Annotated in this window: 17 protein-coding genes and 1 pseudogene; 13 read left to right on the plus strand and 5 right to left on the minus strand. The window is 53.6% G+C overall.

Translation table 11 applies throughout. From position 1 onward, the window contains the following. Positions 1-27: 27 nt before the first annotated feature. The 4 genes from BM258_RS13380 to BM258_RS13395 form a co-directional block, all read right to left on the minus strand. On the minus strand, positions 28-381 hold the full coding sequence (locus BM258_RS13380; protein WP_090073062.1) for a tRNA-binding protein: 354 nt from the start codon (positions 379-381) through the stop codon (positions 28-30). 48 nt (positions 382-429) lie between these two features. Next, positions 430-1,152 (minus strand): hypothetical protein, encoded by a 723-nt coding sequence (locus BM258_RS13385; RefSeq protein WP_090073064.1) that lies wholly within the window; start codon positions 1,150-1,152, stop codon positions 430-432. A gap of 240 nt (positions 1,153-1,392) precedes the next feature. Continuing rightward, complete coding sequence (proC, locus tag BM258_RS13390) at positions 1,393-2,214, minus strand: pyrroline-5-carboxylate reductase (protein ID WP_407062724.1); 822 nt, start codon at positions 2,212-2,214, stop codon at positions 1,393-1,395. A 241-nt stretch (positions 2,215-2,455) separates the two neighbouring features. Then, positions 2,456-2,773, minus strand: a complete 318-nt coding sequence (locus tag BM258_RS13395) for an accessory factor UbiK family protein (protein ID WP_090073066.1) — start codon at positions 2,771-2,773, stop codon at positions 2,456-2,458. A 220-nt stretch (positions 2,774-2,993) separates the two neighbouring features. Between BM258_RS13395 and lgt the strand changes: the two genes are divergently transcribed. From lgt to ychF, 13 genes and pseudogenes are all read left to right on the plus strand, one after another. Then, positions 2,994-3,791, plus strand: a complete 798-nt coding sequence (gene lgt / locus BM258_RS13400; protein ID WP_090073156.1) for a prolipoprotein diacylglyceryl transferase — start codon at positions 2,994-2,996, stop codon at positions 3,789-3,791. Then, entirely contained in the window at positions 3,784-4,893 is a 1,110-nt protein-coding gene (locus BM258_RS13405) for a class I SAM-dependent methyltransferase (protein WP_090073068.1), read from the plus strand. Before lgt ends, BM258_RS13405 begins: the two co-directional genes overlap by 8 nt. Positions 4,894-5,053: 160 nt before the next feature. Continuing rightward, entirely contained in the window at positions 5,054-5,821 is a 768-nt protein-coding gene (pgeF, locus tag BM258_RS13410) for a peptidoglycan editing factor PgeF (RefSeq protein WP_090073070.1), read from the plus strand. Between the two features lie 47 nt (positions 5,822-5,868). Continuing rightward, a complete protein-coding gene (locus tag BM258_RS13415) occupies positions 5,869-7,026 on the plus strand; it encodes a M24 family metallopeptidase (RefSeq protein WP_090073071.1) in 1,158 nt (385 codons plus the stop codon). A gap of 172 nt (positions 7,027-7,198) precedes the next feature. Further along, positions 7,199-7,858: a hypothetical protein gene (locus BM258_RS13420; RefSeq protein ID WP_139229275.1), complete on the plus strand. Its 660-nt coding sequence runs from the start codon at positions 7,199-7,201 to the stop codon at positions 7,856-7,858. Positions 7,859-8,248: 390 nt separating this feature from the next. Beyond that, positions 8,249-10,630, plus strand: a complete 2,382-nt coding sequence (amt, locus tag BM258_RS13425) for an ammonium transporter (protein WP_175528065.1) — start codon at positions 8,249-8,251, stop codon at positions 10,628-10,630. Between the two features lie 332 nt (positions 10,631-10,962). After that, on the plus strand, positions 10,963-11,895 hold the full coding sequence (locus tag BM258_RS13430) for a ribose-phosphate pyrophosphokinase (protein ID WP_090073075.1): 933 nt from the start codon (positions 10,963-10,965) through the stop codon (positions 11,893-11,895). Positions 11,896-12,024: 129 nt separating this feature from the next. Next, positions 12,025-12,807 carry a glutamate racemase gene (locus BM258_RS13435; RefSeq protein WP_210186745.1) on the plus strand — a complete coding sequence of 261 codons (783 nt, stop codon included), beginning with the start codon at positions 12,025-12,027 and terminating at the stop codon, positions 12,805-12,807. 473 nt (positions 12,808-13,280) lie between these two features. Continuing rightward, a pseudogene (locus tag BM258_RS25085) lies at positions 13,281-13,415 on the plus strand (hypothetical protein); the annotation flags it as partial. Between the two features lie 9 nt (positions 13,416-13,424). Then, positions 13,425-15,290: a tetratricopeptide repeat-containing sulfotransferase family protein gene (locus BM258_RS13440; protein WP_244544698.1), complete on the plus strand. Its 1,866-nt coding sequence runs from the start codon at positions 13,425-13,427 to the stop codon at positions 15,288-15,290. Positions 15,291-15,536: 246 nt separating this feature from the next. After that, positions 15,537-16,157, plus strand: a complete 621-nt coding sequence (locus tag BM258_RS13445; protein WP_090073081.1) for a 50S ribosomal protein L25/general stress protein Ctc — start codon at positions 15,537-15,539, stop codon at positions 16,155-16,157. Between the two features lie 50 nt (positions 16,158-16,207). Next, entirely contained in the window at positions 16,208-16,975 is a 768-nt protein-coding gene (gene pth, locus BM258_RS13450) for an aminoacyl-tRNA hydrolase (RefSeq protein ID WP_090073083.1), read from the plus strand. A gap of 5 nt (positions 16,976-16,980) precedes the next feature. Next, positions 16,981-18,081 (plus strand): redox-regulated ATPase YchF, encoded by a 1,101-nt coding sequence (ychF, locus tag BM258_RS13455; RefSeq protein WP_090073085.1) that lies wholly within the window; start codon positions 16,981-16,983, stop codon positions 18,079-18,081. Between the two features lie 87 nt (positions 18,082-18,168). On the opposite strand, the gene BM258_RS13460 is transcribed toward ychF, so the two are convergent. Then, the gene (locus BM258_RS13460) at positions 18,169-18,729 is read right to left on the minus strand and encodes an NADPH-dependent FMN reductase (RefSeq protein WP_090073087.1); all 561 of its coding nucleotides are present in this window, start codon (positions 18,727-18,729) and stop codon (positions 18,169-18,171) included. Between the last annotated feature and the right edge of the window lie 197 nt (positions 18,730-18,926).

An 18,926-nucleotide genomic window follows, 5' to 3' on the forward strand; every position in this document is an offset into this window, starting at 1 on the left:
CTCCAGCAAAGCAATGGCGTGAAACCGCTAACAGAGGCGGGAGCCATTTGGCACCGGCTTGTCGACACCGGCAAGCACAATCGCACCTTCTTCATCCTCATATCCCAAGGTCAAAACCTCGGACATGAAGGGCCCAATCTGTCTTGGTGGGAAATTGACAACGCCCATCACCTTGCGGCCAACCAACTCTTCGGGCATATAGTGGACTGAGATCTGCGCGGAGCTTTTCTTGACCCCGATTTCAGCGCCGAAATCGATTTTCATCTTATAGGCAGGCTTGCGCGCCTCGGCAAAAACCTCGGCTTCGATGATCGTACCGACGCGAATATCCACTTTCAGAAAATCGTCAAACGCAATATCTGCTGCTTTTTCCGTCATCATTATTCCCTTTTCGTAAAAAGGGAATAATCAAGGAGTTGCGAATGGATATCAAGACGGCATGGGTGCCATGGAGCCACCGTCCACAGAAGGCCCCTCACTGACGATAGGATCGTCTTTCACCGCGTCATCGCCAGCACCGGAACGAGAGCGGCGACGGGATTTGCGACAGCGTTTACCCATGCGAGGCAGAGCGCACGCGATTTTCTCAGCACGGTGCAGCGCTTTCTCGCCCTTCTTGAGGAACTTGTCGAGGGTTGCCATGGTTTTGGCAAGGTCGGCACTGTCATCACCAATCCATACCGAAAAGGCTCGCGCATAAGCCAAAAGAGCCCCCTTGCTGCGCGCCATGCCAGAAAGACCAGCCGGAGAGATGTGAGAAATATCAAGGAACCACTCTCCTGTCAGGCGCGACAGGGCTAGCAGATGGAGGCCAAGCATCGGATCCCGACGCGCCGCCTTGTTCAGCTCCAAAATGAGATCCCGATGTCCCTGCATGGCGTCGAACCGCGCCATGATCACATCAAAAAGACGCTCCCGTGCCGGTTCGTCTCCCATATCCGGGTCATAGGACTCCAGCATCGCTTGATCGATGCGGCGCACAAGGTCGGAAACATAAGCATAGCGATCGCGATATTCGAGAAAGGCCAGCTTGATATCGATATCAGCCTTGGTCGCAATCTCTGCGCAAGATACGGAGCGCCACCCTCTGGTCATGACGACCTGAGAAAACTCCTCAAACAGGCGCTGTCTGATTTCCGGATTGTGATCCATCTTTCTCTCCCTCGCTTAAACCCGTCATATGCAGTTTGATACTATGCTTTGCACAATCAGGATCAAATCACACGAAAAACAGGACGCCCCATTGATCATGCATGCCGTTCTGACCAGTCTACTCTACAAATGTGGCCCAAACAGGGGCATTTCAAGCACAATCGCGTGAAACCGGGCAGACAAAAGCCGCTCCGAAAGGGTAAACCTGTTCGGAACGGCTATATAGAATGGCTCAAAAGCCTATTTCGACAGCTCGATAGAGCGATCTCTGGCAGCAACCGTAGCCTTGGCCAGCAATTCGCCAAGCCCGCCCTCTTCAGCCATCAGCACGGCAAGCGCTGCGGCAGTGGTCCCGCCCGGAGAGGTGACATTCTCGCGCAGGGTAGAGGCACTGAGCGGTGACTGATGGAGCAACTCTCCGGCACCGACGATGGTTTGCCGCGCCATCAGATTGGCCGCGTCCGGCGCCAGCCCGAGCGCTTCACCAGCCTTGGCCAGAGCCTCGACCATATAGAAGACATAGGCAGGCCCGGAGCCGGAAACAGCCGTTACAGCGTCGATCAGGGCTTCTTCGCCAACCCAGGTGAATTCACCAGTGGAAGAGAGCAGTTCAGCAATCGCCTCACACATCTCCGCAGACACCCCTTCAGAGGCAAAGGCTGCAAACATGCCGCGCCCGACCTGAGCTGGCGTATTCGGCATGACGCGAGCGACACCCGTGTCCGCCCCAAAATAGGACTGGAAGGTCGCAATTGGCGTGCCAGCAGCGACAGAAACAACAACGGTCTTCGGTCCAACCAGACCTGTGAGGCCCGGCAGCACCTTGGCCATCATCTGCGGTTTGACTGCAATGACGAGAATGTCCGGCTGCGTAACAGCTTCAGGTGAGGAGACTAGGGAAAAGCCGCATTTGTCTGCAAGCGCTTTCATATCTTCTGGCTGTCCAGGATCAATCACCGTAACATTCTTGGCTTCCAGATCCATATCAAGCCAGCCCGTGAGCATGGCACCGCCCATCTTGCCAGCACCAACCAAAACCAGCGACAACTCATTCATTTTCATTGTGTCAATTCCATCAAATTAATGTTCAGATCCAGCCCTTGCAGATCTTGTCATCCCTTTTGAGTGCCACAGACTGCGGGCTTTTTCAAATTCTCATCGTGCCAAAGGTGATAAAAGTCAGCCATCAGATGAAAAATGGCCGACGCCAGAAACCAACCAGACAATCAAAAAGCCCGCCTGAAACCAGACGGGCTTTCCCGCGCCACGCATCCGTGACGAAACCAATGCGCGATAAGGCACCTTATTCCTTTTCAGGAGCCTTATCGGAGCCATCAAGATCAGCGCCATCGATGGAAGAAAGATCATCCAACACACCGAGCTTTTCCTCAAGAATGGCAAGACGCGCCGAGAGCTTGTCATTTTCGTCGCGCGCGGCAACGGCCATGGCCTTGACTGCTTCGAATTCATCGCGCGTCACCAGATCCATGTCGCCCATCAGGCGTTCCAGTTGCGCACGAATCGCGACCTCTGCCTCATCGCGCACCCCTTGGGCAACACCGGCGGCATCATTCATCAATTTGGCGAATTCATCAAAAAGCCGATTGTTTGTCTGTGTCATAACACTTTCCCCTCGCTTGGCGCGGCAAGCCCATGATTTGGCTGGCTTGCGTCCATCCTGCCTTAGATCTGTCTTTATCTCCAGATATAATGCCCCATGCGTATTTCACAATGAATATTTGCAGTTTCCCTTGACTTGACGTCGATAAACCAACAAATCCAGACATACCGAAGCATTTTCAAAAGGCAGAGCCGTGACCCTTCTGGCCATTCCCTTCCCGATGATCGACCCTGTGCTCTTGTCCCTTGGGCCGATCCAGATCCATTGGTACGCCATCGCCTATATCGTGGGCATTCTGCTTGCGTGGTTCTACACCAAGCGCCTTGCTGCCAGACAACAGCTCTGGCCGGGCAACGAAAGCCCTCTTTCGGCTGCAGCTCTGGATGATTTTGTCTTCTGGGCCACCATCGGCATTATTCTTGGCGGTCGGCTGGGCTATGTCCTCTTTTATAATCTCGATGCCTATCTACAGCATCCCATGCAGATACTGGCCCTATGGACCGGCGGCATGTCCTTCCATGGCGGCTTCCTTGGCGTCACACTGGCCATGATCCTGTTTGCCCGTGCCAAGAGCATTTCGCTTCTGTCCATGTTCGACCTTGTCGCCATGGCCGCTCCCATCGGGCTGTTTTTCGGACGCATTGCCAATTTCATCAATTCAGAGCTTTGGGGCCTCCCCACCAGCCTTCCGTGGGGCGTTGTCTTCCCCAATGGCGGACCGGAGCCGCGCCACCCCAGTCAGCTTTATGAAGCGGCACTGGAAGGGCTCCTGCTGTTCATCATCCTGCGCGTCCTCAGCCACTGGACAGGCGCATTGAAAAAGCCGGGAACCGTTGCCGGCCTGTTTGCCATTCTCTATGCGATTTTCCGTTCACTGGTGGAACTGGTGCGGGTGCCTGATAGCCAGCTTGGCTATTTCAGCCTTGGTACCACAATGGGCATGTGGCTCTCGGCCCCGATGATCCTCGCCGGTCTGGCCATGATCATCCATGCCCAGCTGAAGCGATCCGATGGGTAAAGACGCACGAACCTCTCTAAAAGAGCGCCTCAAGCGCATGATCCGGGCAACCGGCCCGATCAGCGTTGCCGATTATATGAGTCTCTGCCTCTCAGATCCGCAAGATGGCTATTATACAAGCCAGCAGCCGATCGGTTCCGGAGGAGATTTCATAACCGCACCGGAAATCAGCCAGCTTTTCGGCGAGCTGCTGGGCATCTGGATGCTTGCCATCTGGCAACAGTCAGGCCGCCCGAAGCCGTTTCATCTGGTCGAGTTCGGCCCTGGTCGCGGCACGCTGATGAGCGACATGATCCGCGCCATAGCCACTGACAGAGACGCCGCCATGCATCTGCATGTGCATCTTGTTGAGATCAGCCCGACATTGAAGCGTGAGCAGAATAAAGCCTTGGCAAACTTTGACGCCTCCAAAGAGTGGCACACAGATTTTGCCAGTCTGCCAGAAGCCCCTCTGTTTATAGTCGGCAATGAATTTTTCGATTGCCTACCTATCCATCAATGGGTCTTTCACAAAGGCCATTGGCATGAACGGGTGATCGGGCTCTACGCTGAGGATCACTTATGCTTCGGCCTTGGCCCTGTCCGCGGCTTGGGCACCCCGCAAGAGACAGCTGAAGACGGCGCCATTCTCGAGCGCGCGCCTGCCAGCGACGCGATGATGGGCAGCATTAGCACTCATCTTGCTTCCCATGGCGGCGCAGGGCTCTTCATCGACTATGGCTATGATACCCCCGCATATGGGGACACCTTTCAGGCCATGCGCCACCACGCCTATGCTGATCCGCTCGCCGATCCCGGCGCGCACGACCTCACGGCGCATGTGAATTTTACTGCTCTACGCAATCGCGCAAAGGAAGAATTCGCTAAAGCTCCAGTCAGCCGAATGATTGCCCCACCGGTGATGACACAAGGAAATTTCCTGCTTGCCATGGGGCTTTTGCAGCGCGCCGGGCAAATTGGAGCCGGGCAGAGCCAGCAAGTGCAAGAGAGACTATCACAAGCGGTTGAGCGTCTCGCAAGCCCAGAGCAAATGGGAAGTCTGTTCAAATGTCTTGCCCTGATGCCTGAGGGGACATCTCTGCCACCAGCTACGCTCACATAGTGAGCGGGGCGGAAGCGGAGATAGAGAAATACGGGTATTTTCATGTGACAGGGCGTCTCACTAGTCTCTTTTTCCTGTTGACTTCCCCCTCAAAGGAAAAGACTCTTTGATAAGATCTTGCCCACCGCACACCCAACTTAACCGACAATCGGGAGACAGCATGCGCATTCAACATCCGTCACTTGAGGCCCTTGATGGCATAGCGCACGGATTTTTCACGCGCAGAGGCGGCAGCTCGAAAGAGACGTATCATAGCCTCAATTGCGGTTTCGGCTCGGGCGATGACAAAGAGCAGGTAAGGCAAAATCGCGCTTTGGTGGCCAAAAGCCTCGGCGTTGCCAGCGACAGGCTTGTCACCGCCTATCAGGTCCACTCCCCCGATGCGATGATCGTCGACGCCCCCTTCAGAGAAGGCGAAACGCCAAAACTGGATGCGCTCGTCACCAACACACCCGGCCTTGCCGTGGCAATCCTGACCGCTGATTGCGGCCCCCTTCTGTTCGCAGACCAGCAGGCAGGCGTCGTAGCTGCGGCCCACGCTGGCTGGCGCGGCGCCTTTGAAGGCGTCATCGCCGATACGGTCGACAAGATGTGCGAGCTGGGAGCAAAGCCTGAAGCCATCACCGCCATTCTCGGCCCCACCATTTCACGTGACAATTACGAGGTCGATCAGGCCTTCATGGACCGCTTCCTTGAAAGATCCGCAAGCTGGAACCGCTTTTTCAGCGCGGGCAAAAGGGATGGACATGTGCAGTTTGATCTGCCAGCCTTCATATTATCAAGATTGCAGGAAAGCGGTGTTGGCACCGCGATCAATCTCGATCGTTGCACCTATGGCGAAGAAGAGCTGTTCTTCAGCTATCGCCGGACGACACACCGCAATGAACCCGACTATGGCCGATTGATTTCAGCAATAGCAATCATCTGACCATTTATATTCCGGCAGGTTTGAGCCCGCCAACCAAGGAGCTTCTCATGGCGCTACACTTTTCATCGGATGAATTCGAAAGCCGCAAGGCCTCTCTTCTGGCGAAAATGGCAGATCGCAAACTCGATGCCATGCTGATCTTCGCTCAAGAAACCATGTATTGGCTCACCGGCTATGACACAACGGGCTTCAATCTGTTCCAGTGTCTGGTCTTGCGCAAGGATGGCAGCACCGATCTGCTGACCCGTTCAGCCGACGTACGCCAGGCCGAACAGACATCCAATATCGGCACCATCCATATCTGGGCGGACCGCAAGAAGAAGAAAGCCTCACCGGCGGTACAACTGCGTGGCCTATTGGAAAAGCTGGACCTTCTGGGCAGCCGCATCGGCATCGAATATGACGCCCACGGGCTAACGGGCAAAGATGCCAAAACGCTGGACGATTCCCTCAAATCCTTTGCCGACACCGAGGACGCTTCCAGAATCATCCCTCCGCTGAGGGCCATCAAGTCCGGCGCAGAGATTGCCTATACCCGCAAAGCTGCAGAATTGACCGACCTTGCCTTCACCGAGGCTTTGCCGCTCATCAAGGCCGGCGCCGACGAAGGCAAAATTTTGGCAACCATGCAAGGCGTCGTTCTGGAACATGGCGGCGATTATCCAGCCAACCATTTCTCTATTGGATCATCGGAATCTGCCCTGCTCTGCCGCTATAAGACCGGCCGCCGCACCCTTGATGCGCAAGATCAGCTGACCATCGAATGGTCCGGCGCCTTCCGCCATTATCACGCACCTGCAATGCGGACCCTCGTCATCGGACGACCATCCCCAAGGCATCTGGAATTGTATGAAATTGCCAAAGAAGCGCTGCTGGCGGTGGAACAGGTCATGCGTCCGGGTCACGTCATTGGCGACATCTTTGATACCCACGCCAAGGTTATCGATGAAATGGGCGCCCATGCCCATCGCCTCAATGCCTGCGGTTATAGCGTTGGTGCCCGTTTTGCCCCCAACTGGATGGACTGGCCCTTGATCTATCGCGGCAACGAATATGCCATCTGCCCGAACATGACCCTGTTTGCGCATATGATCATCATGGATAGCGACGAACAGGTAGCCATGACCTTGGGGCAGACATATCTGACGACGGAATCCGAGCCAGAATCACTCTCGAAACTGCCACTGGAATTGATTGTTCGGTAACAATTTATTGTTCTTAAAGAAGAGTTAAAACAAATCCTGTTTGATAGGGTCACAACGCAACAGGAACAGGGTCCGCTTGGCTCAAGTGAACCGACCCCGTTCCTTCTTTTTGCCAATGAGGCCATTGGGCAAAAATGACATTGAGCGCACAGAAATGCGGAGTGATGATACCATGCATAATCAACACCTGGGTTTACTGAGCAGAGTCTCAGCTTTGGTTTCTCTGGCGATGCTCGTAACTGCATGCGCCAGCGGAGGAGCCCCCACACCTCCCGGAGCAATTGGAGACACCCCTCCTTCCATTCTGGAAAGCCTGCCACCGGCAGAGGCTCCTGCTGATGAAACCGGTCAGGATGGCATAACCAATCTGGCCGCAGCAGACACGGCAGGTCTTCCCCCGGCCACCAGCCTTCCCAACGCGACCAGCACCAACACCAGCCAGCCAGCCACGCAATATCAGGCTCCTGCCTCTCGTGCGGTCTTGACATTCGAGCCTATGGTTGGCGCACCCAGCCGTGTTGCCCGCGAATTGGCAACAGCGCTTGGCATGCGCGTGGCACAACAGTCCTTGCCTGTGGTCAAGCGCACCGACAGCAAGGTCACCCATCGGATCAAGGGCTACTTCTCTGCCAGCAAATCCGGCTCCGAGTGCGTGGTCTCCTATGTCTGGGATATTTTCGATGCGAAGGGCAAACGCGTCAATCGCGTAACCGGAACGCAAAAGACCCAGATGGTCTCTTCCGATCCATGGGATAGCGTCACCGGCCCAGTTCTGGACAAGGTGGCAACGGATACAGCCGCCAAGCTTAAAACCTGGCACGCCAGCATCTAGAACAGCACAGCTTTACAATAATCAAGTTGCCCAAAAGCGCCCACAGATCTCAGCGGGCGCTTTTCTATGCATCACCTTAGTGGAGGCGACACAAATTCGGAAATTGGCAAAAATCCAATATATTTTTCCGATATCTAGAATAACTATAATTTTAAAATTGTATTATTCGGCACAACAGCGCGACAAATTGTCTCTCTATACTTGATTTTTAGTTTGTTAACCACGTTTAAAAAACAACAAAATATCATCCCTGACAAAAATAAAGCAATTTTATAGGGGAATAAAATAATGCAATACTTCTCTTCAATAAAGCAGCGAAAGTCGTGCTTTATTTATATCAGTAGTATTACAGTATCTTTTGTTACTTTTCTATTCGGATCTGCAAGTGCCATGGCCACGCCAGCGCTTGAGGCACGTATTACCGAGCTTGAAAACCAGATTGCACAGGGTATACACGCCCAGCAGGTCAACTCGGATCACATCTGGACCATGACGGCCGCCGCGCTGGTTTTGCTCATGCAGGTTGGCTTCCTTTTGCTTGAAGGCGGCATGGTGCGCTCGAAAAATTCCATCAACGTCGCCCAGAAGAATATTCTCGACCTTCTGGTTTCCATTTCCCTTTTCTACCTGCTTGGTTTCGGGCTCATGTTTGGCACCAGTCTTGGCGGCTGGATCGGTTGGCAAACCGATCTGTTCGCGTGGGATTCTTTCCCCGACTGGAATTACACCTTCTTTGTCTTTCAAGCCGTGTTCGTCGGCACTGCCGCCACCATTGTCTCCGGCGCGGTGGCCGAGCGTATGACTTTTACCGGTTATCTCGCCAGCTCTGTGCTCATTTCCATGATCATCTATCCGGTCTTTGGCCATTGGGCATGGGGCAACCTGTTAAGCGGCGACAACACCGCCTGGCTCGCGGACAAAGGTTTCATCGATTTTGCAGGCTCCTCGGTCGTCCATTCGGTCGGAGCCTGGGTGGCTTTGGCTGGCATCATCATCATCGGCCCCCGCATCGGTCGCTTCAACAGAGACGGTACGCCCAACAAGATCCAGGGCTATTCCATCGTTCTTGCCTCTGCCGGGGCCATCATTCTGCTGTTCGGCTGGATCGGTTTTAATGGTGGCTCCACAACGGCAGGAACGCCGGACTTTGCCCGCATCATTGCCAACACTTTGCTATCAGCGGTCTTTGGCGGCACGGCAGGCTTTCTGCTTGGCTGGGTCAAGGATGACGTGTTCGAGCCCAGCCGCTCCATCAACGGCATGCTCGGGGCGCTGGTCGCCATCACCGCAGGCTGCGATGCCGTCAATCCGCATGGCGCCGTGATGATCGGCATCATCGCGGGCCTTGCCGTATGCCTTGCCGAAGACTTCATCGCTGGCGTACTGAAGCTGGATGACGTGGTCGGCGCCGTCTCGGTTCATGGTGTGGGCGGTGCATTGGGCACCCTGCTAGTCGCTCCCTTTGCCATTGACAGCAAGTTGGCCGCAGGCTCCCGTGTTGACCAGTTTTTGGTTCAGGGACAAGGCGTGCTGCTCTGCTTTGTCTGGGCCTTCACTGCTGCCATCGTCATGTTCAAACTGATTGATATGACCGTCGGCCTGCGTGTCGACGCTGAAGACGAATTGCGCGGCCTCAACATTTCCGAACATGGCGCAACCCTCGGCACTGGCGAGTTACAGCGCAAGCTGATGGAAATGACCGAAGGCACCTGCGATTTGACCAGCCGCTTTGACGAAAGCTCCGGGGATGAAATGGGCGAGCTAGCCCAGGTGATCAACCCTTTTGTCGACAAGGTCCATCACCTCGTCTCCGAAATATCCAGACAGGCGGAGGCCGTGGACGAAACCTCGCAAAATCTGGTTGAGATCTCGCAGGAATTCACCGACAACTCCCAAATGCTGGCCAGTCATTCCTCCAGCATGCATGAAGTGGTCTCCGGCGTTGAAAGCCGCATCGGCTCGGCCCAGAGCACCTCATCACAAATGGCCAAATATGGCGAGGAAATCGTCTCCTCGGCCCGCAGCATGTCCAACGAGATCCGCGAAGTATCCGATACGGTGGGCCATCTCGCCCAGTCTGTGGAGGAGATCGCCTCCAGCGCGGACAATGCCTCGGAAATCTCACTCAAGGCAGCCAATCTGTCGTCCAATGCCAACGACACCATGGAAGCACTGGTGGCTGCATCCAAAGAAATTGACGTGGTTGTGCAGTTCATCATGAATATGGCAAACCAGACGAACCTGCTGGCCCTCAACGCCACCATTGAAGCCTCCCGCGCGGGCGAAGCGGGCAAAGGTTTTGCCGTTGTGGCCGACGAGGTTAAGCAGCTAGCGGTACAGACCTCCAAGGCCGTGGAAGAAATCAAGGAAAAAGTGAACCGCATCCAGAGCGGCTCCAACAGTGCCCAGACAGGCATCGATGAGGTTTCCAAAATCATTCTGGCCATTCGCGAAGGCGTGGAAACGATCCGCGAGACGACTCATCAGCAAAGCCAGTCGACCTCCAACATCGCCCAGAGCACGTCTCAGATCAGCTCCATGGCAGAGGACATGACCAACAGAATCACCGGACTGTCCTCCGGCATCGGCGAGATCTCGATGGCAGCCAACGATATGTCGACCGCCTCCAAAGGCCTATCTGAAACCAGCGGCATTCTGAATGGTCGCGCCAGAAGCGGCGAAAGCAACGCCAGCCAGACAAGAGACCGTGCTCAATCGCTCAAAAAGGTATCCCGGAGCCTTGTCCAGTCCGTTGCCGAATTCAAGGTCTGACGGCAATTCGGACAGAAAGGCGTAAGACCTTCCTATAGCCTTCGACCCGAAAGCGGGCCGGAGGCTCATTTTTTAGCATTATTTTTAGAGAAAAAAGCGGTTCACTGCGTCACATAAACTTTACAAGACGGGGGTTCGTTGTTTACAAGGCCCCTACAATACAGCGCATCCTCCAGGAACGCGGCATCCACTCCAATAGTTTTCAAGCAATCAGTTTTTCAACTTTTGAAAGTCTCAATCGTTGAAAAGGGGATTGTTAATCAGGGGCCCATAGGAGCCATCCCCCGACCAACGGCTCCCCCAATCTTGCGAAGCGACAGGGCATAAGGTTCATGAAACTTCTCGCCGGCAATTCCAATCCGACTCTCACCAAACGCATTGCCGATTATCTCGGCATTGAAATCAGCGATGTTTCCGTAAGACGATTTGCGGACCAGGAAATCTTCATCGAAGTGCACGAAAATGTGCGCGGACAGGATGTCTTCGTGGTTCAGCCAACCTCTTATCCGGCCAACGACCATCTGATGGAACTGCTGATCCTGATCGACGCTCTGCGCCGCGCATCAGCACGCCGCATTACCGCGGTCGTGCCTTACTTCGGCTATGCACGCCAGGACCGGAAACCCGGCCCGAGAACACCAATCTCGGCAAAACTGGTTGCCAACCTCATCTCGAATGCGGGCGCAGATCGCGTCCTGACACTCGATCTGCATGCAGCCCAGATTCAGGGCTTCTTCGACATTCCGACTGACAACCTTTATGCCGCTCCGGTTTTCTCCCGCGACATTCTGGAACGCAACGAAGTCGAAGACGTCATGGTGGTTTCTCCGGACGTTGGCGGCGTGGTTCGCGCCCGCGCTCTGGCAAAACGCATTGGCGCCCCGCTGTCCATCGTCGACAAGCGTCGTGAACGCGCCGGTGAATCCGAAGTGATGAACATCATTGGCGATGTAACAGGCCGCAACTGCGTACTCGTAGACGACATCATCGATTCCGGCGGCACCCTGTGCAATGCAGCAGAAGCCCTCATCAACAAGGGTGCAGCATCGGTTACAGCTTACATCACCCACGGCGTTCTGTCTGGTGGAGCTGTTGCCCGCATTACCGCTTCCAAGCTGCGCGAATTGGTCATCACCGATTCCATCGAGCCGACTGAAGCGGTTCTGAACGCCCATAACATCCGCGTTCTGAGTGTCGCCAACCTGCTCGGCGAAGCCATTTCCCGCACAGCCAACGAACAGTCGGTTTCATCCCTGTTCGACTAGGCAGCACGCTGAAGTCTTTCGGCGCGAAATGTCGAAGGAACTTAAATAAATTTGCCCACAGCATCGCATAAATGCTGTGGGCTTTTGTTTCTCTGGAGCCATAACAGTATGGATCAATTAGGAACCCCGGTGGGCATCTTCGACGCTGGCATTGGCAGCTTTGGGATAGTTGAAACCGTCAAGAAGCATTATCCCAATCAGGATATTATCTGGTTTGCAGATCGAGCAAGCTTTCCTCTCGGCAAAAAGACACCAGATCAGCTATTTGAGACAGGAAGAAAGAGCGTCTCTTTCTTGCAGTCTCATGGGGCCCAAAAAGTCATTGTCGCAGCCAATGTGCTAAGCATGGTTGTTATGGAGCGATTGCAGGAAGCCTTTCCTGAGTTGGAGCTATATGGCGTAACTCCGCCCGTCAGAAGAGCTGCCGAATACGGCAATTTCTGTATTCTGGGCGTAGAGGCAATGGTTACTGATCCAAAGCTAAGAGAGTTTGTTGAGCGTTTAAAGCCCTCGTCTCTCAAAGCCAGCTTTGCGAACGCATCTCCCTTGATCGATGAGCTGGTGGAAACAGGCATCTTCGTTTCAGATCCTGACAGGACGGAAGCGCGTGTGCGAGACTATATGAGCAACCTGACACCCCAACAAATGGGGGTCGCCGCCTATACGCTCTCCAGCACACATTTACCATGGTTGCGATTTGCTTTCGAGAGAGCTTGTCCAGATAAAGTATTTTTGGACCCAGCCGAAGAATTGGTTCTGGAAATGCGCCTGCCCAATGATGGCAGCGGTCAAATCACAGCATTTACAACGGAGAATATCGACCTAAGCATGACGCAGCCAGAACTGAAAAAGATGCTTGATCTGATTGGATATTCCCATATCGAGCCCAATATAGTGCCTCAAACGGAATAGCACTTGAATAGTCACGGGATAGCTCAAGCTGCTTCAGCCCCCTCCCTGTTAGCGCGAAAATCGATAACCCCGCAGTCTCATCTGATGCTGCGGGCTTTTTGTTTGAGCGCCCTTCCCCAGAGTCATTTACTTGATTGGCCGGGACTACGCTCTTCTCCAACTCGCGGAAAACGCTTGGTTACAATTGGATAACAATCATTCCTTGCGTTGCTGCGAATCTGGAGTAAATTACCGCCATCCTGTCTGATTTGTTCGACACATCCCCCGATAGAATGCCCACCTCAATGACGTGTGCTGACCACATCTTATTGACAATTATACGTACCAAGAGCTCAAGGTTGTTTCTATTCTGAGGGCCGTTTCACATCGCCCAATACAAAGCTCATTCTTTGGCAGCAGTTGTTGTTTCACATCTTGAGATTGCCAAAGTCTGATCTTACATCTCCGCTTTTCACTGTTGAAGGCTATTCACGTTGGCAAAACTAAAAGTAGATCTCACCCTCAAGAATGCTCAAGCCTTGGCCCAAAAGGGCAATTATTCCGAAGCGAGAAGGCTATATCAGACTGTATTGGAAGTCTTCCCCGGCAACAGTCGCGCAGTTCAGGGGTTAGCTCTCTTGGAAAAGCAGATTAAAATAAGAGGCGCGAACACCCACATCAACGAAACGATCAGGACACTGGGTGGATTGCTTTCCAAAGGCTTCTTCCAAGATGCCATTGACCAGTCTCAGGAAATCCTCAAGCAACGCCCCGATGTGTTTGTCATCTGGTATATTCACGGTATTGCTTCCATCCAGCTTGGAAAGCTCGATCAGGCCATAGCTGCCTTTGATCGAGCAATTTCTCTCAAGCCAGACTATATCGAGGCTCACCTGAACAAAGGATACGCCCTGCAAATGCAGGGATTGCACGAGCAGGCCATTTCTTCGTTTCAGAAGGTTTTATCCATCAAGCCGGATCTGCCGCAAGCCCACAACAATATCGGCAATGCTCTTCGCCAACAGGGCAAGCTGACCGAAGCAATTGCAGCTTACCAGAAAGCCCTGTCGATCAATCCGGCATTTCCCGAGGCATTGTATAACCTGGGCCGCAGCTGGCAGGATCTTGAAAAGATGGAAGAGGCGCAGAGTGCTTACCGAAAGGTCCTGTCCATAAAGCCAGACCTGCCCGAGGCCAACAATGATCTTGGCACAGTTTATCTGGAACAAAGAAAAATTGACGAGGCAACCGAGGCATTCCAAAAGGCCATACGCCATCGTCCCGCATTTTCCGAAGCCCATAGCAATCTCGGAACGGCCCTGTATGAGCAAGGTCACATCGAGGAGGCCATTGCGTCTTGCAACAAAGCCTTGTCTCTCAACCCCGAGCATGTAAGCGCCTACACCAATCTCGGCGTTATCTTTACATCGGCCGGCGAGCCCGACAAGGCTATGGAGGCTTACACAAAAGCGCTGTCCATCAAGCCAGATGACGCACAAACGCTCCATAATATTGGTTCCTATTTAGACCACACTCCAGATGATCCTCAAATCGGCTTCATCGAAGGCCTTTTGAACAAGCAGGATCTGTCAAGCAAGGACAAGATCCTGCTACATTACACTCTGGCAAAAATCCATGAAGAAACAGGCCAGTTGGAGGAGTCTCTCAAGCATTATAAAGCGGGTGGCGCACTGCAGATCAACCGTGTGCACTACACTATCGAAAAGGATGAAGAGCTTTTCGAAAAGATCCGGCAGTCAGCGCCCGGCATCAAAGCACAAGCATTGGTTCCTTCCCGAGACGATGAGACTGTCACACCGATTTTCATTCTCGGCATGCCGCGATCTGGCACAACATTGATTGAGCAGATCATTTCGAGCCATGGTGACGTCCATGGAGGTGGCGAACTCGACTATGCAACGAACTTGGGTTTAAAAATCAGCTTGGGAACCGTTCCTGCAACGACTGAAAATTTACAGATTTTCAGACAGACATACTTGTCGGAACTGAAAAGAGCATCCGAAGGCAAAGCATATGTCACCGACAAAATGCCCTACAATTTCCGCCAGATCGGCCTTATCTGTTCGGCGCTTCCCGAAGCGAAGATCATCCATGTGAAGCGCGATGCAGCAGCGATCTGCTGGTCTAATTTCAAGACATGCTTCGTCGGCAACGGTTTGGGATACAGTTATGATCTTCAAGCCGTCGTGCGCTTCTATAAGCTATATGAAGACCTCATGACCTTCTGGAACCAGACATATGGCGACCGGATAATAGAAGTCGATTATGATGCTCTGACCAATGACCATGACACTGAAATCAGAAAGCTGATCAGCTATTTGAACCTCGACTGGCAGGATGCTTGTCTGTCTCCTCATGCAAACAGCCGCATGGTCAAAACCGCATCGAATTTGCAGGTCAGAAAGTCAATCTACAAAAACAGTTCCAAAGAATGGCTCAAATTCAAGCCGTTCCTTGATGGGGCTTTTGACGAATTGCTTTAATGATCGCAGTTGCCGGCAACACCGTTGCATGAGAGTTTGATTGCATAGGCCAGACAAGCCTGTCCGGCTCCGATAACAGGACGGGCAAAGGTCGCCGCGAAAAATCGCTGATTTCTGCGTTACCACCGCTTGCCAATAGCACCCTTATGTCTTATAAGCCCTCCAGCTGCCTCTACACCCTTGGAGGAGTTGCAGCAGCGGGGCCGAACATTCGGCCTTTTTTCTATTTTTTCAGGAGTATATCCAATGGCTAACTTTGAATTCAAAGCAGAACGCCGTGACCGGGTCGGTAAGGGGTCCGCTCGTGCATTGCGTCGCGAAGGCAAGATCCCTGCCGTCATCTATGGCGACAAGAAAGATCCTATCTCCATCGCTATCCCTTACAAGGAAACCAACCTTCAGATCCATAAGGGCGGTTTCCTGACGCACATCGTGACCATCGATGTGGATGGTGACAAGATCCGCGCGATCCCTCGCGACTACCAGCTCGACGTCATCCGTGACTTCCCGATGCATGTCGACTTCCTGCGTGTTTCACGCACCACCAGAATCACTGTTGGTGTTCCAGTTGAATTTATCAACGAAGAAGAATGCCCAGGCCTGAAACGCGGTGGCGCCCTCAACATCGTTCGTCGTGACGTCGAAGTTGAATGCCCGGCAACCGATATTCCGGAATCCTTCGTATTCGATCTGAAAGAAGCCGATCTTGGCGATTCGATCCACATTTCCGCAACGACCTTGCCGGAAGGTGTGAACCCGACCATTACCGATCGCGACTTCACCATCGCTACCATCGCAGCACCTGCTGGCTTCAACGAACCAGCTGAAGGTGAAGAAGAAGAAGGCGCTGAAGCAGAAGCTGAGTAATCGGCTCTGCGTTTCAGACCCCACAAGTTCAGGGTTCGGGAGGTTAATCCATGTATCTGCTCGTCGGACTTGGCAATCCCGGACCCCAATATGCAGGAAACCGCCACAATATCGGTTTCATGGCAGTCGATGAGATTGCCCGCCAGCATAATTTCGGTCCATGGCGCCGCAAGTTTCAGGGTGAGGTCAGCGAAGGCCTTATCGGCTCGAATAAAGTCCTGCTCCTCAAGCCTACCACCTTCATGAATGAATCCGGCCGTGCGATCTCGGAAGCCTGTCGCTTCTACAAGATCCCGCCTGAAGACGTCTATGTCTATCATGATGAGTTGGATCTCAACCCCGGCAAGGTGAAGGCCAAACTGGGCGGCGGCGTCGCCGGGCATAACGGCCTGCGCTCGACTGGTGCGCATATCGGCAACAATTTCCACCGCATCCGTCTGGGGATCGGCCATCCGGGCCGGGAACGGGTCACCCAATGGGTGTTAGGCGATTTCGCCAAAGTGGACAGAGAGTGGCTGGAGCCAACACTCGACGCTCTGGCCTACACAGCCCAGAGCCTCATCGAGAATGATCTGGGCCGCTTCATGACGGATTTCAACCAGAGGCTGGCCCCTCCCGTCAATGGCCACAAGAAAAGCAAGTCACAATCCGCAAGCGCTGACACAAAGCCCTCCCAACCAGGCAGCAAGGCATCATCAAGCAGCTCGGATAAACCGAACAAGGGCAGCAACAGCGCCCGCTCCGACAAAAACGCGGAGCCCCCACGCAATGCGATGGCCGAAGCGCTGAAACAGCTGGTCACCAGAAACAAGGATTAAGAGCAATGGGTTTTAAATGCGGTATCGTGGGATTGCCAAATGTCGGCAAATCCACCCTGTTCAACGCGCTAACGAAAACCGCAGCGGCACAGGCAGCCAACTATCCCTTCTGCACCATTGAACCGAATACGGGCGATGTTGCCGTTCCGGATCCGCGCATGGATGCCATCGCAAAGATTGCCGGTTCCAAGGAAATCATCCCGACCCGCCTTACCTTTGTTGACATCGCCGGTCTCGTGCGCGGTGCATCCAAGGGCGAAGGTCTGGGCAACCAGTTTCTGGCCAACATCCGCGAAGTGGACGCCATTGTGCATGTGCTGCGCTGCTTTGAAGATGAAGACATCACCCATGTGGAAGGCAAGATCGATCCGGTTACCGACGCTGAAACCGTTGAAACCGAGTTGATGATTTCTGACATGGAGAGCCTTGAGCGCCGTGTGGCCAACCTGCGCAAGCGCGGTCAGACCGGAGACAAAGACGCCAAGGCGCAAGCCGCCCTGATGGATCGCCTGCTTGAGCTGCTGCATGATGGCAAACCGGGCCGTATGCTCGACATGGCCGACGATGAAGAACGAAAGGCCGTCAACGATCTCAACCTGCTGACGACAAAACCCGTCCTCTATATCTGCAATGTGGATGAGGAAAGCGCTGGCACGGGCAATGAATTCTCCAAGGCTGTTGAAGCCATGGCAGAAAAACAGGGCGCAGGCGCCGTTGTCATCTCTGCAGCGATCGAGGCTGAAATCTCTCAGCTGGATGCAGAAGAACAGGAAGAATTCCTGGAAACGCTGGACCTGGAAGAGCCCGGTCTCGACCGCATGATCCGCGCCGGTTACGACCTGCTGCACCTCATCACCTATTTCACAGCTGGCCCGAAAGAAACCCGCGCCTGGACCATCACCAAAGGCTGCAAGGCCCCACAGGCCGCCGGTGTCATTCATACCGATTTCGAACGCGGCTTCATCCGCGCCCAGACCATCGCCTTTAATGACTATGTGACCCTTGGTGGCGAAACAGCGGCCAAAGAAGCTGGCAAAGCCCGCGACGAAGGCAAGGAATATATTGTGCAAGACGGCGACGTCATGCTCTTCAAGTTCAACACTTGAGGAACTGGAACAGCCAAACAAAAAAGCCTGCCCATTCCGGGCAGGCTTTTTATGCGCTAGCAGTAACAAACTCTGATCAAAGCGGGCTTACTTGGCGTGCAGCTTGACCCAGTCGGCAAAGGCCGCAGCAAACTGCTTGAGGAAGTCCCGCGTACCGTCATTTGTCATCTGATCCTTATCGTCAAACAGACCACCGAATGCGCCGATATAGGCTTCTGGCTGCTGCATGGCAGGCATATCAAGGAAGGTCAGGGACTGGCGCAAGTGATGGTTGGCGCCAAAGCCGCCAATACCGCCCAGAGACCCAGATACGATACCCGCAGGTTTACCAGACCAGGAACTCTCGCCAGCAGGACGCGACCCGACATCAAGCGCATTCTTCAAGGCAGCAGGCACAGAACGGTTATACTCCGGTGTTACAAACAAAACGCCATCGGCAGGCGCCAAAGACGCGCGGAAGGATTTCCATTCTTCGGGTGCATTTTCGCCATCCAGATCCGGATTATAGAAGGGCAATGAGCCCACTTCCACAAAACGGAAAGACAAGCTTTCCGGGGCCAGATTGACGATCGCATTAGCGACCTTGCGGTTGATGGAGTCTTTTCTCAAACTCCCCACGATGACGGCAATATCATAACTATCTTTCATTGGGCTCTCCTGAAAATAATGAAATCAATGAAGGGAGCAGGCTGGATTTTCTTGCAAACCCCTTCGTCCCGATCCCTTGTTGTTTTCCTTAAAATGGTATCATCCGATCAACGGTTCAAACCCGTATAAGTTCCGGTAGAGCCATAGTGTAAATGAAAATATTTCATTACGCCGCCAATGGACTTCTTTGGCAGCAA

It is taken from the genome of Cohaesibacter marisflavi (assembly GCF_900115225.1).
Taxonomy (GTDB): Bacteria; Pseudomonadota; Alphaproteobacteria; order Rhizobiales; family Cohaesibacteraceae; genus Cohaesibacter; species Cohaesibacter marisflavi.